Source organism: Labedella gwakjiensis (assembly GCF_003014675.1).
Lineage (GTDB): Bacteria > Actinomycetota > Actinomycetes > Actinomycetales > Microbacteriaceae > Labedella > Labedella gwakjiensis.
This window is the reverse complement of the sequence record NZ_PYAU01000001.1, coordinates 226,872-238,783: the sequence shown is the minus strand read 5'-3', so window position 1 is coordinate 238,783 and position 11,912 is coordinate 226,872. Positions and strand designations below refer to the sequence as shown.

Sequence of the window (11,912 nt, the reverse complement as noted above, 5' to 3'; positions counted from 1 at the left end):
GCCCTCGACCGCCATCCATGATCGGCCCGACCAGGGAGATCAGGTCAGCGCATCGGCCTTCCGCAGCAGCACGGCTCGCTCGCGCTCATTCCTCGTGAGCCGTGCAGCCATCTGCAGCTCTTCCCGAGCCTCGGCAGCGCGCCCGAGTCGGTCGAGAAGCTCGCCGCGCACGCTCGGCAGCAGGTGGTACCCCGACAGGCGACCGGACGCCACGAGCTCGTCGACGATGCGGAGCGCCGTCGCCGGACCCTCGGACATCGACACGGCCACCGCGCGGTTCAGATCGATGACCGGGGACGGCGCGAGCCTCCCGAGCGCCTCGTACAGGAGGACGATCCGCTCCCAGTCCGTGTCGGCGGCACGGGCGGCGGTGGCGTGGCATTCGGCGATCCCGGCCTGCAACCCGTAGTAGCCGCGTCCACGACCGAGGGCGTCCTGTCGTGCGAGAGCCGCTGTGCCGCGCGCGATGAGTGTGCGGTCCCATCGCGTCCGATCCTGATCGGGGAGGAGGACGGGCTCGCCGTCCTCCGTGGTCCGGGCTCCGAACCTCGACGCTTGGAACTCGAAGAGCGCGACGAGACCGTGCACCTCCGGCTCTCGAGGGACGAGGCGGGAGAGGGACCGAGCGAGCCGCAGGGCTTCGAGGGACAGCTCCGGCCGCATCCACTCGTCGCCGGCGCTCGCCGCGTATCCCTCGTTGAAGATCAGGTACAGCACCCCGAACACCGAGGCGAGCCGATCGGGCAGCTCCTCGCGCGCGGGGACCTCGAACGGCACGTGCGCGGCGCTCAGCGTCTTCTTCGCACGGACGATGCGCTGCTGCACCGTCGCCGTGGGCACGAGGAACGCGCGGGCGATCTCCTCGGTGCTGAGACCGCCGACCACGCGAAGGGTGAGGGCCACCTGGGCATCCCGTGCGAGCACGGGGTGGCACGAGATGAAGACGAGGCGCAACACGTCGTCGTCGATCGTGTCGGGGTCCCAGGGCGGGGCGTTCGGGTCGGTGCGCGTGTCGAGGTCGTGGGCCATGGCCGCGTACCGTTCGTCCAGTCGTTCACGTCTCCTCCATCCGTCGATCGCCTTCCTCTTCGCGACGGCAGTCAGCCATGCGCCGGGAGACGCGGGGACTCCGTCGCGAGGCCACTGGCGCAACGCATCGACCACGGCTTCCTGAGCGAGATCCTCCGCGAGGCCGACGTCACCGACGTACCGGGCCAGGGTGGCGACGATGCGCGCGGACTCGATCCGCCACACCGCCGCCACCCTCCGTCGTACCGCCTCGGCGGACGCGGCTACCGGGTCGTCCATCCGCTGGACCTACTCGTCGGCCTTCGCACGCTCGGCGTCGGCGATCCACTCGGCTTCCTTCTGGATCCACTCGTTGTCCTGCGGGAAGTCGGAGAGCTCGGTGACTCGGCGCACCTCGAGCTTCGATCCGGGACTGAGCGGGCAGCGGCTCGCCCATTCGATCGCTTCCTCGCGGCTCGACACCTGCAGGATCCAGAACCCGTTGAACAGCTCTTTCGTCTCCCCGTACGGGCCGTCCGTCACCGTCGGCGGCTGCGAGGAGAAGTCGACGACGACACCCTCCGAGGCATCCGTCAGCCCTTCGCCCGCGGCCATGACACCGGCGTTGATGAGTGACTCGTTGTAGCGTCCCATCTGTTCGATGACCTGCTCGAACGGGATCTCGTTGTACGCCTCGACGGCCTCGTCGTTCGACCGCATGATGAGCATGTACTTCATGATGTTCTCCTTCGTCGGTTCGGACCCGATGTGATGTCCTCACCTCTGCGTCGAACGTACTGGAGGAGGATCGACACGTCAGCGGAACTTTCTCGCAACAGTTCCTGCGGGCGTCCCAAAGACGTGTCGGCGACCGCCTGACGCCCGGAACGCATGAGTCGGACTGGCGCCTTCAGGGGCGGACGCGAACCGACCGTCCGCCGAACGTGACGAGGTCTCCGTCGACCAACTGGCGTCCTCGTCGGAACTCCCGCTCGCCGTTGACGCGGACCTCGCCGTCGGCGATGACGGCCTTCGCGTCGCCTCCCGAGTCGAGCAGGCCCGAGAACTTCAGGAACTGTCCGAGGCGGATGACGTCGCTACCGATGGAGACGTCGTCGACCGGGCCGGGGTTCCTCATCCCGCTGTTCCGGCCGCAGGCGCCACGATCGATGCGTACACGATCACGAGACGAGGGCGTCGAGCGCGTCCTCGACCTCGGTCGAGCCCGACAGCGCCGTGAAGGTGACGCCGGCGAGGTCGTCTCGCTCGAGCAGAGCCGCGATGACGATCGCCACGTCCCCGCGGGAGATGTCCCCGCGCGTGTCCTCCGGCGTGAGCGTCACCGTTCCGGTCGGCTCGTCGTCGGTGAGGGAGCCCGGCCGGATGATCGTCCAGTCGAGGGGGAGCTCGCGCACGCCCTCCTCCGCCGCCTTCTTGGCCTCGAGGTAGACGCGGAACACCTCATCCGTGCCCTCGGGCGGAGGTGAGGAGACGCCGATGGACGAGATGAGGACGTAACGACGGACGCCCGCGGCGACGGCGGCCCGTCCGAGGAGCACGGCGGCGTCGCGGTCGACGGTGAGCTTGCGGTCGGCCGTGCTTCCCGGGCCGGCCCCCGCGGCGAACACGACGGCGTCGACGCCGTCGAGCTCGGTCGCGAGGGTGTCGACGTCCGTGGACTCGAGGTCGAGGACGATGCTCAGAGCGCCGTGCGCGGCGAGATCAGCCCGTTGGTCCGGGTTGCGGACGATGCCGCGGACGTCGTGACCGGCGCTGGACAGGGTGCGCGAGAGGAGCAGAGCGATCTTGCCGTGCCCTCCCGCGATTGCGATGGTAGCCATGGCGCGATCCTACGTCGCACACATCGACGACCGCCGGGGGTCGCGATGCCTCCCGTGGTGTGGGAGGACCCGATCCAGCGGGGTCCCCGTCGGCGTCAGCGACCGCCGGCGTCAGCGCCCTGCGGCATATCCCTGCAGACCGCGGGGGTTGGCCGCCGCGGAGAGCTCGCCCGTGGCCGGGTCTCGCCGAACACTCGAGAGGCGGCCGAGCGACCAGTCCCCGGCCCGGGAGACCACGTGACCGCGGGACCGGAGTTCCGCGATCGTCCCCTCTCCCACACGGTCTTCCACCACGAGGCCGCCGGGTTCCCAGATGCGGGGCCAGAACGAACTCACGTGCGAGGTCGTGTGGAACGCCGGGGCATCGATCGCCTGCTGCGGCGTGTAGCCGAACACGATCGTTCGCAGGAGGTACAGGAGCTGCCACTGGTCCTGCTGGTCACCGCCCGGTGTGCCGAGCGCCTCGACGGTGACGCCGTCGCGCACGAGTATGGTCGGCGACAGCGTCGAGCGCGGGCGGCGCCCGGGAGTGAGCGCAGAGGGTGATGCCGGGTCGAGCCAGGTCATCTGCAGCCGGGTACCGAGGCAGAACCCCAGCTCGGGGATCGTCGGCGACGACTGGAGCCACCCGCCCGACGGCGTCGCGGAGACGAGGGAGCCCCACCGATCGACGACGTCGACGTGGCAGGTGTCTCCGCGCGTGTACCCGGAGGCGTCCTCGTCCGGGGTGATGGCGTCGTCGGCACGTGCGGATCCCACGGTGGGCTCTCCGGTGGCCGCCGATCGTCCTCCCGCTGGCGGGGTGGCGGACGAGGGGGCCGTCCACGCGGTCCGTCCGGGGAGTGATCCGGCCCGGAGCTCATGCGACGCCACCGGTTCGATGAGCGCGCGCCGCGCCGCCGCGTACTCGGCCGACAGGAGCTCGTCGAGGGGCACGTCGGACGCGTCTTCTGGGTCGCCGTACCAGGCGTCCCGGTCGGCGAGGGCGAGCTTGAGGGCCTCCGCGATGGTGTGGATGCCCTCGGCGGTATCGGGGTCGATCCGGTCGTCGGAGAACCCGTCGAGGATCGCGAGGGCCTGAAGGAGCACGGGCCCTTGCGCCCACGGCCCGGTCTTCGCGATGTCGACGCCACGGAAACGGAACACCGTGGCGTCCTCGTACGACGCGTCGAAGTCGGCGAGGTCCGCGAGGGCGAGGACGCCTCGGTGGTCGGTTCCGCTGGAGTGACGGTGGGGCGTGGCGACGAAGCGTTCGATCGCCTCGGCGACGAAGCCGTGTGACCATTCGTGTCGAGCGGCCTGGATGCGGCCCTCCCGCGTCGACTCGGCGGCGCCCGCGGCGATGAGCCGTTCGAGCACGTCGGCCCACGCCGGGTAGGTGATGATGTCGCCGGCGCGAGGTGCGCGGCCCTCGGGCATCCACAGCGCCGCGGATCCCGCCCAATGCTCCGAGAAGTGCCCGGCCATGCGGTCGATCGTGCGGGCGGCCGTCGCTCCGATCGCGTGGCCCGTCCGTGCGTAATGTACGGCGTAGGAGAGCACGTCGGCCAGCTCCAGCGTGCCGTGGTCCTCGAGCAGGCGGAACCACGCCATCACGGAGCCGGGTACGGCCGCGGCCAGGGCTCCGGCTCCCGGCACCTCACTGAGGCCCTCGGAGAGGTAATGATCGATCGTGGCCGCGGCCGGCGCGGGGCCCTGCCCGACGACCACGTGCGGCGCGGATTCCGTCGGCAGGGACACGATGGCGTTCATGTCGCCGCCCGGCCCGTTGAGGTGTGGCTCCACGAGGTGGAGGACGAATCCTGCGGCGACGGCGGCGTCGATCGCGTTGCCCCCGCGCTCCAGCGTGGACTGGCCGGCGGCGGTGGCGAGCCAGTGCGTCGATGCCACCATCCCGAAGTTGCCGCGAAGGGTGGGACGGGTCGTGAAGGCGTCGGCGCCTGGTGCGGTCATGTGGTGGTGGCTACTTCCGTGCGGAGGGTGATCGAGGGGAGGGGCTGGGGCGGTGCGGCGGGATCAGCCGACGTCGCTCGACATGCAGGACACGATGCCGAAGGCTCCGTCGGCGGTGTCCTCGGCCACGATCTCCCCGTCCACGGTGATGCTGCAGGAGATCTCGCCGGTGTCTTCTGCGCCATTCGTCGCGGTCACGTTGAACGCCGTGTAGTCATACTCCCCGCCCACGGTCGCGTCGAGCTCCTGAGTCCACGGCAGCGACTGAGCTGTGAGTGTCTCGATGTCCGTGCCCGAGTCGCCCGCCGTGACGGAGAGGTAGACGATCGTCACATCGGTGCCGTCGCCCGACACCTCGTACACGACGTCGACATCGCGTGCATCGGGGTCGATCGTCGCCCCGTCAGACGGTGCGCTGGAGACGTCGGGCGCATTGTCGGAGATGCCCGTGGCGACGGAGCCCACGAAGCCGACCGTGTAGACGATGGCGAGCACGATCGACAGGACCAGGCCGATGATCGATGTGATGACACCGGCGATCGCGAGCCCACGTTTGCGGTTCTTGAGGACGAGCCCCACGATGCCGAGCGCCAGGCCCACGAGGGCGAGAATCCAGCTCACGTAATTGATGATCGGGACGAACGCCAGGATGAGGGAGACGCCGCCGATGATGAGGCCGACGAGCCCGAACGTATTGCTGCGCGGAGGTTCGCCGTTCCCGCCGGACGCCGCACCGTAGGGCGGCTGCCCGCTACCGTACGTCGGCGGAGTTCCGCCGGGCTGGTACCCCTGCGGGCCGCCGTACTGCTGCCCGCCGTACTGCTGGCCGCCGTATTGCTGCGCCCCCGGCGGCTGCTGGCCGTATGGCGACGCCGCCGGAGGCGGGGTGGACGCACCGGTCGGCCCACCAGGGGATACGAAACCGCCGTTCTCAGGAGTCTGCGGGTTCTGGTCGGAGGGGTCGTTCGGCGAGGACATGACTCGAGTCTTCCAGATGCCCCCGACAGTCGCATGTGCGCGCCGCACCGGAGGGATCACACCGGGGATCCACGACGTCCGAGGACGTCAGGGGCGGTTCAGGCGCCGCGAGCACGCATGAGGCTCGCGAGCAGTTCCGGCCCACGCCGTTCGAGCAGCGCGCCGCCGCGCCGGATGCCGACGATCATGAGGACGAGACCGAGGGAGACGCCCACCGCGAGTGCGACGACACCGAGGACGATACTGCCGGTGACGATCGCGGCGATCCCGAGCGCCAGCTCGGGGATGGCCAGGGCGAAGACGATCAGCCACGCGGCGTACATGCCGAGCTGGGCACTGAACGTGGACCCGGGTGGGGTCTTGAACGGACTCTCGCCGGCGGCCGGCACCGGCATGAGGAATCGCGCAGACGCGACGCTCGACACCCCGAATCCGGTGAGGAGGAGACCGAGACCGATACCGAGGATCGCCGGGATCTGTTCGGCACGACCGAGCACCACGAGCGGCGCGATCGTGCTGAGCAGCACGAGGGGCACGGAGATGATGGCGAGAGTGATGACACGACCCGCGCGGTCCGCTGCGCCGCTCACCCCCGTCGAGAGGTGGGAGGCGAACGCCGTGCCGTCGTAGGCCACTTCCGCGCACAGGGTGATCGCCAGGGTCGCGGCGATGATCGGGCCGAGGGCGGCGAGGAACCAGTCGGAGCCGGTGATCGCCACGAACACGGCGATCACGACGAGGACGGGGATCATGATGAGTGACCCGCCGTAGCGCGGGTCGCGCAGCCAGTACACGGAGGTGCGGGCGGCGACGGCGCCTGTCGGTGTCGCGGGGTACCAGGAGAACGGGCCGAGTCCCTTCCGTCCGCCGGAACCGGCCGCCGACCGCGGCGGCGTCGCGAGCAGGGTCGTGAGACTGCGGCGCCACGCGATCACGAGGACCACGAGTGTCGCCACCGCGATCGCCGCCTTGGCGAGGGCGTCGAGCGGGCGACCGAGCGCGACGTCTCCCGGGATGGACCAGGCGGCGCCGAGGGGCGTCCAGGAGACGATGCGAGCGATCGCCGGCAGGTCGGCCGACGCGTTCGCGAGGGCTGGTCCTCCGAGACCGATGATCGGACCGAGCAGGAGGATGGGGATGAACACGACGACGCTCATGATCTCGCGATAGCGGCGACCGGCGGCGAGGGACGCTCCGACCGACTCGAACGCCCGGGAAGCGACGACGCACGTGAGCACGGCGAGGAGGGCGGCGAAGGGGGCGACGGCGACGGCTGCGGGCTCGCCGATCCACCCGAGGGTCGTCGACAGTCCGGCGATGACCGTCACGATCCCCGGAACACCGAGCAGCCCGACGACGAGGAGTCCGACGAGGAGACGTCGCGGCGGGATGGGGAAGACGCGCAGTTTCGCGACGCTGAGGGAGTTGTCGTATCCGCGCAGGAGGATGGGGGCGACGACCCATCCGAGGACGGCGACACCCCCGGCGAGGACGGAGACGACCCACACGAGCTCCGGCTCGGTGAACGACAGGGCGATCATGCCGACCACGATGCCGACGAGGATGAGGAGCCCGTAGGCGACGCCGATAACCGCCGAGACGAGGGACCAGGTGCTCCGTTTGAACCCGTTGAGGAGGAGGCGATAACGCAGGCTCAGGAGGTGTGCAACCATGACGGTCCCTCCCCGGTGTGGCGGCCGCCCACGAGCTCGACGAATCGGTCCTCGAGGGTCGAGCCGGCGCGGACCTCGTCGGTCGTGCCGGCGGCGAGCAGGCGTCCGGATCCGATGATGGCGACGTGGTCGCACATGCGCTGAACGAGGTCCATCGAATGGCTCGACACGATCACGGTGCCGCCGCCGCGCACGTAACCGGCCAGCAGATCGCGGATGTTCGCGGCGGATACGGGGTCGACGGATTCGAAGGGCTCGTCGAGGACGAGGAGCCGTGGAGCGTGAACGAGAGCGGAGGCGAGCGCGATCTTCTTCGTCATGCCGGCCGAGTAGTCGACCACGAGGGTTCCGCCGGCCTCTCGGAGGTCCAGGAGGTCGAGGAGGTCGGCCGTCCGCTGCGCGACCGTCTCCCTGTCCATGCCGTGGAGGAGGCCGTGGTACGTGACGAGCTGCTCGCCGGTGAGGCGATCGAAGAGGGCGACGCCGTCGCTCAGGACACCGACGAGCGATTTCGCTTTGACGTTCTCGCGCCACACGTCCGTACCGAGGATCTCGATCGTGCCGGCATCCGGACGGAGCAGCCCCGTCGCCATGGACAGGGTCGTCGTCTTCCCTGCACCGTTCGGCCCGACGAGGCCGTAGAAGGACCCGGACGGGACGGTGAGGTCGAGGTGTTCGACGGCGATCTTCTCGCCGAACGACTTCCGCAGCCCGGCGATGCGCAACGCGGGTGCTGAGGTCGTCTGGGCAGGGACGGGGACGACGGAATCGGCTTCGGCTTCGGTCATGCCCTCAAGGCTAGGGAGCGAACCGTCCTCGCGCCTCCTCCGAGAGACGGACTCCCCACGGGGGAGGCGAGCCCGCTCCGCGGACTCGCCTCCCGCCCAGCCGTGTGCTCAGGCCGAGGGAACCGGGGTGGCCTCTCGCTCCGGTGTCGCGACGGCGCCGTGTGACAGCGACAGTCCCTGCGACCGCCGACGGAAGACGATCGCCGACATGACAGCGCCGAGGGCGAAGAAGCCGGCGCCCCACCAGTAGGCGGTCTGGTATCCGGCGATGGCGGCGTTGATGCCGATCGTCTCGGTCACGACCGGGTGGTCGACGAGATAGTCGGCCGTCGCCGTCGCGGCGAGGGTGTTGAGCAGCGCCGTGCCGATCGATCCGCCCACCTGCTGGCTCGTGTTCACCATCGCCGAGGCGACCCCGGCGAACTGGCGATCGACACCGAGGGTGGCCGTCTGCATGGATGCCGGCATGATCGTGCCCATCGCCGCGCCGAGCACCATGAGGGCAGGGAGGACGTTCGCGGCGTACGAACTCGATGCGTCGAGGAACGTCAGGAGGATCATGCCGGTCGCACCGAGCGTCATGCCGATGGGCACCATGACCTTCGGCCCGAAGCGGGGAACGAAGATGTTCGTCCCGAGCTGGGCGGCGAGTACGAGCATTCCGATCATCGGAAGGAACGACAGCCCCGTCTGGATGGGCGAGTAGCCGAGCGTGATCTGCAGGTAGTAGGTCACGAAGAGGAAGATGCCGAACATGCCGGCTCCCGCGATCAGCACCGAGCTGTATGCGGCACCGCGGTTGCGGTCGAGCACGATCGAGAGGGGGAGGAGCGGGTGCGCCGCTCGACGCTGCCACGCGACGAACGCGACGAGGAGCACGGCGGCTCCCGCGAGCATGCCCCACGTGGCCGGGGAGTCCCAGCCGTCGGTCTCGGCGTTCGAGAACCCGTAGACGAGTCCGAAGAGCGCTCCCGAGACGAGGATCGTGCCGGGGACGTCGAGCTTCGGTCGCGGGCCCGTGCGCGTGATGTTGGGGACGAAGAGGAAGGCGCCGACGAGGGCGACGGCCGCGATGAAGACGTTGATGTAGAGATTCCAGCGCCAGTCGAGGGCTTCCGTGAGGAAGCCTCCGAGGAGCAGCCCCACGGCGCCGCCGGCGCCGGCGATCGCTCCGAAGACGCCGAACGCCCTCGCACGTTCCTTCGGGATGACGAAGGTGGTGGTGAGCACGGCGAGGGCCGTGGGGGCGAGCAGGGCGCCGAACACGCCCTGCAGGGCGCGGGCGGCGACGAGGAGTTCGAAGGAGGTGGCCGCGCCGCCGAGGGCCGAGGCGATGGCGAAGCCGACCAGCCCGATCACGAAGGTGCGCTTGCGGCCGATGAGGTCGGAGAGGCGCCCGCCGAGCAGGAGGAGGCTCGCGAACGCGAGGGAGTAGGCCGTGATGATCCACTGGCGTTCCCCGTCCGAGAAGCCGAGGTCCTGCTGGGCGGAGGGGAGGGCGATGTTCACGACGGTGGCATCGAGCACGACCATGAGCTGGGCGAGCCCGACCACGACGAGCGTGATCCAGCGACGGCGACCCGTCGATGATGAGGTTTCAGACATGCGGATCACTATATACGGTACTATCGAGTTCCGGATATAACTCGTTCTGGAATTAATCCACCGGTAACCTGGAGAACGACGAAAGGAGGCCGCTGCGATGACGCAGACAGACCTCGACGAGACGAAGCCGAAGCTCGGCCGGAAGCGCGACCACACGAGAGATTCCGAGATCCTCGATTCGACGCTCGAGGTGCTGGCGGAGACCGGCTACGACGGGATGACCATCGACATGGTCGCCGCTCGGGCGAAGGCCGGAAAGGCCACGCTGTACCGGCGCTGGTCGTCGAAGGCCGAGCTGGTGCTCGATGCGGTCGCGTGCCTCAAGGCGAGCGAGGTCGACCTCGACGCCCTTCCCGACACCGGCACGCTGCGTGGCGACCTCATCGCCATGATCAAGGCCCCGACGATCCGCGACGCCGACCGCAAGCTCAAGGTCATGGCGGGGATCGTCTCGATGATCGCGCGCAGTCCCGAGATGGCCGCCGCGGCCCATGCCGCCCTCGTGGAGCCGCGCGCTTCCGCGAACCGGGTCATCTTCCGCCGCGCCATCGAGCGCGGCGAGATCGATGCGGACTGCGACGTCGAGCGGCTGTGCATGATCGGCCCGGCGATGGCGGCCTACCGTGTGCTCATGCTCGGCCGCCCCGTCGACCGGGAGTTCCTCATCGGAAACATCGACGGCGTCATCCTTCCGGCGGCCGGCCTGCCGCGAGCATCGTCCTGACGCTCCGCCCGTCCGCGGCGCCGAGTCGTGAGGCGTGCGGCTGACGGCCCGGCGGACGGTCAGCTCGCGAGGCGCTCCGGCTCCGCCACCGTTGCGGGCACGGTGACCGTCGCGGCCGTGTCCGGCTTCGCGATCGCGGACACGCGGGCTTTGCGCTGGGGTGCGTAGACCACGAGCGAGTGGAACGTGAAGCGCACGACGAACGCGATAGCGAGGGTGACCGTCGTGGCGACCGTGCCGTGCATGATGCCGGCCGAGACCGCTGCCGTGGCGATCGGGATGCGGATCGCCGACTCGATGTTGTTGAAGGCGAACGACTTCCAGAGTCGCTTCCACATGGAACCGGACTCCTGGCGGAGGTCCGAGAAGACGAAGCGCTCGAGCAGGGCGAAGTTGCCGAGGATCGTGACTTCGGCCGCGATGACGGATGCGACGAGATAGGACATTCCGAACGAGGACAGGAGCGCGACGATCGCGATGTTCGCGACCGCGCCGAGCCCGCCGACGAGCGCGAAGCCGGACATCCGGCCGAAGCGCAGCATGGCGAGCTGCATGAGGAACCGGAAGCCCTGGACGAGGCTCGCCTTCGACTCGCCGCCGAAGCGCTGCGCGAAGTCGAACGGCACCTCCGCGACACGGAAGGGGCGGCGGGCCAGCAGTTCGAGAAGGATCTTGAAGCCGCGGGGCTGCAGCTCGTCTGGCACGACCGAGGGTCGGTGCACGAGGAAGAATCCGGTCATCGGGTCGGTGCAGTCCTGCAGGCGGATGGGGAACATCGCCTTCGTCACGAGGGTCGATGCGCGGGAGACGAGGGTGCGGATCCCGTTCGCGAGGCCATGTGCCGTGCCGTCGCCGACGTAGCGGGAGGCCACGACGACGTCCACGCCGCCCCGGCGTGCGCGGGCCACGAGGGAGGGGATGACCTCCGGCGGGTGCTGCAGGTCGCCGTCCATCACGAGGCACCAGTCGGACTGGGCGATGGCCATGCCCTCGAGCACCGCACCGCTGAGTCCGCCCTGCGGGTCGTCGCGGTGCAGGAGGCGGACGGGCATCGAGGCGGCAGCCGCCACCTCCTCGATAACGCGAGGCGTGTCGTCGTTCGAGTCGTCGACGAACACGATCTCAGCGTCGGTTCCCGCCACGGCGAGCTGGATGCGGCGGACGAGCTCCGCGACGTTGGGTGCTTCGTTGAACGTGGGGATGATGATGGTGAGATCCATGGGGGTCTCCCTGAGGCAGGGCAACGGCGATCATCGTTGCGACGGTGACGCCGGACCGGGCGCACGGGATGTTTCCTGAACAACCCTCAGGTTATCGGGACGTGAGGAAGCCTCGCAATCGC

Annotated in this window: 11 protein-coding genes; 1 reads left to right on the top strand and 10 read right to left on the bottom strand. The window is 69.5% G+C overall.

What is annotated here, in order from left to right; all coding sequences use genetic code 11:
• Window positions 1-39: 39 nt before the first annotated feature.
• From CLV49_RS01115 to CLV49_RS01075, 9 genes are all read right to left on the bottom strand, one after another.
• Entirely contained in the window at window positions 40-1,308 is a 1,269-nt protein-coding gene (locus CLV49_RS01115; RefSeq protein WP_106561882.1) for an RNA polymerase sigma factor, read from the bottom strand.
• Window positions 1,309-1,317: 9 nt separating this feature from the next.
• Window positions 1,318-1,746, bottom strand: a complete 429-nt coding sequence (locus CLV49_RS01110) for a YciI family protein (RefSeq protein WP_106561881.1) — start codon at window positions 1,744-1,746, stop codon at window positions 1,318-1,320.
• 172 nt (window positions 1,747-1,918) lie between these two features.
• Window positions 1,919-2,146 carry an RNA-binding S4 domain-containing protein gene (locus CLV49_RS01105; protein ID WP_106561880.1) on the bottom strand — a complete coding sequence of 76 codons (228 nt, stop codon included), beginning with the start codon at window positions 2,144-2,146 and terminating at the stop codon, window positions 1,919-1,921.
• A 43-nt stretch (window positions 2,147-2,189) separates the two neighbouring features.
• Entirely contained in the window at window positions 2,190-2,849 is a 660-nt protein-coding gene (locus CLV49_RS01100; RefSeq protein ID WP_106561879.1) for an SDR family oxidoreductase, read from the bottom strand.
• Window positions 2,850-2,960: 111 nt separating this feature from the next.
• On the bottom strand, window positions 2,961-4,802 hold the full coding sequence (locus CLV49_RS01095) for a gamma-glutamyltransferase family protein (protein WP_106561878.1): 1,842 nt from the start codon (window positions 4,800-4,802) through the stop codon (window positions 2,961-2,963).
• A 63-nt stretch (window positions 4,803-4,865) separates the two neighbouring features.
• Complete coding sequence (locus tag CLV49_RS01090; protein WP_106561877.1) at window positions 4,866-5,780, bottom strand: MmpS family transport accessory protein; 915 nt, start codon at window positions 5,778-5,780, stop codon at window positions 4,866-4,868.
• Between the two features lie 98 nt (window positions 5,781-5,878).
• Window positions 5,879-7,453: a hypothetical protein gene (locus CLV49_RS01085; protein ID WP_106561876.1), complete on the bottom strand. Its 1,575-nt coding sequence runs from the start codon at window positions 7,451-7,453 to the stop codon at window positions 5,879-5,881.
• Window positions 7,435-8,241, bottom strand: a complete 807-nt coding sequence (locus tag CLV49_RS01080) for an ABC transporter ATP-binding protein (RefSeq protein WP_106561875.1) — start codon at window positions 8,239-8,241, stop codon at window positions 7,435-7,437. Before CLV49_RS01080 ends, CLV49_RS01085 begins: the two co-directional genes overlap by 19 nt.
• A 108-nt stretch (window positions 8,242-8,349) precedes the next feature.
• Window positions 8,350-9,846 carry an MFS transporter gene (locus CLV49_RS01075; protein WP_106564806.1) on the bottom strand — a complete coding sequence of 499 codons (1,497 nt, stop codon included), beginning with the start codon at window positions 9,844-9,846 and terminating at the stop codon, window positions 8,350-8,352.
• 97 nt (window positions 9,847-9,943) lie between these two features.
• Between CLV49_RS01075 and CLV49_RS01070 the strand changes: the two genes are divergently transcribed.
• On the top strand, window positions 9,944-10,570 hold the full coding sequence (locus CLV49_RS01070) for a TetR/AcrR family transcriptional regulator (protein ID WP_106561874.1): 627 nt from the start codon (window positions 9,944-9,946) through the stop codon (window positions 10,568-10,570).
• A 59-nt stretch (window positions 10,571-10,629) separates the two neighbouring features.
• Here the strand turns inward: CLV49_RS01070 and CLV49_RS01065 are convergent, their stop codons facing one another.
• Window positions 10,630-11,790 carry a glycosyltransferase gene (locus tag CLV49_RS01065; RefSeq protein ID WP_106561873.1) on the bottom strand — a complete coding sequence of 387 codons (1,161 nt, stop codon included), beginning with the start codon at window positions 11,788-11,790 and terminating at the stop codon, window positions 10,630-10,632.
• Window positions 11,791-11,912: the final 122 nt, after the last annotated feature.

What these genes read in the sequence shown, in the direction of transcription:
- CLV49_RS01115 (WP_106561882.1), bottom strand. Translation starts at nt 1,308, where the DNA reads ATGGACGACCCGGTAGCCGCGTCCGCCGAGGCGGTACGACGGAGGGTG.
- CLV49_RS01110 (WP_106561881.1), bottom strand. Translation starts at nt 1,746, where the DNA reads ATGAAGTACATGCTCATCATGCGGTCGAACGACGAGGCCGTCGAGGCG.
- CLV49_RS01105 (WP_106561880.1), bottom strand. Translation starts at nt 2,146, where the DNA reads ATGAGGAACCCCGGCCCGGTCGACGACGTCTCCATCGGTAGCGACGTC.
- CLV49_RS01100 (WP_106561879.1), bottom strand. Translation starts at nt 2,849, where the DNA reads ATGGCTACCATCGCAATCGCGGGAGGGCACGGCAAGATCGCTCTGCTC.
- CLV49_RS01095 (WP_106561878.1), bottom strand. Translation starts at nt 4,802, where the DNA reads ATGACCGCACCAGGCGCCGACGCCTTCACGACCCGTCCCACCCTTCGC.
- CLV49_RS01090 (WP_106561877.1), bottom strand. Translation starts at nt 5,780, where the DNA reads ATGTCCTCGCCGAACGACCCCTCCGACCAGAACCCGCAGACTCCTGAG.
- CLV49_RS01085 (WP_106561876.1), bottom strand. Translation starts at nt 7,453, where the DNA reads ATGGTTGCACACCTCCTGAGCCTGCGTTATCGCCTCCTCCTCAACGGG.
- CLV49_RS01080 (WP_106561875.1), bottom strand. Translation starts at nt 8,241, where the DNA reads ATGACCGAAGCCGAAGCCGATTCCGTCGTCCCCGTCCCTGCCCAGACG.
- CLV49_RS01075 (WP_106564806.1), bottom strand. Translation starts at nt 9,846, where the DNA reads ATGTCTGAAACCTCATCATCGACGGGTCGCCGTCGCTGGATCACGCTC.
- CLV49_RS01070 (WP_106561874.1), top strand. Translation starts at nt 9,944, where the DNA reads ATGACGCAGACAGACCTCGACGAGACGAAGCCGAAGCTCGGCCGGAAG.
- CLV49_RS01065 (WP_106561873.1), bottom strand. Translation starts at nt 11,790, where the DNA reads ATGGATCTCACCATCATCATCCCCACGTTCAACGAAGCACCCAACGTC.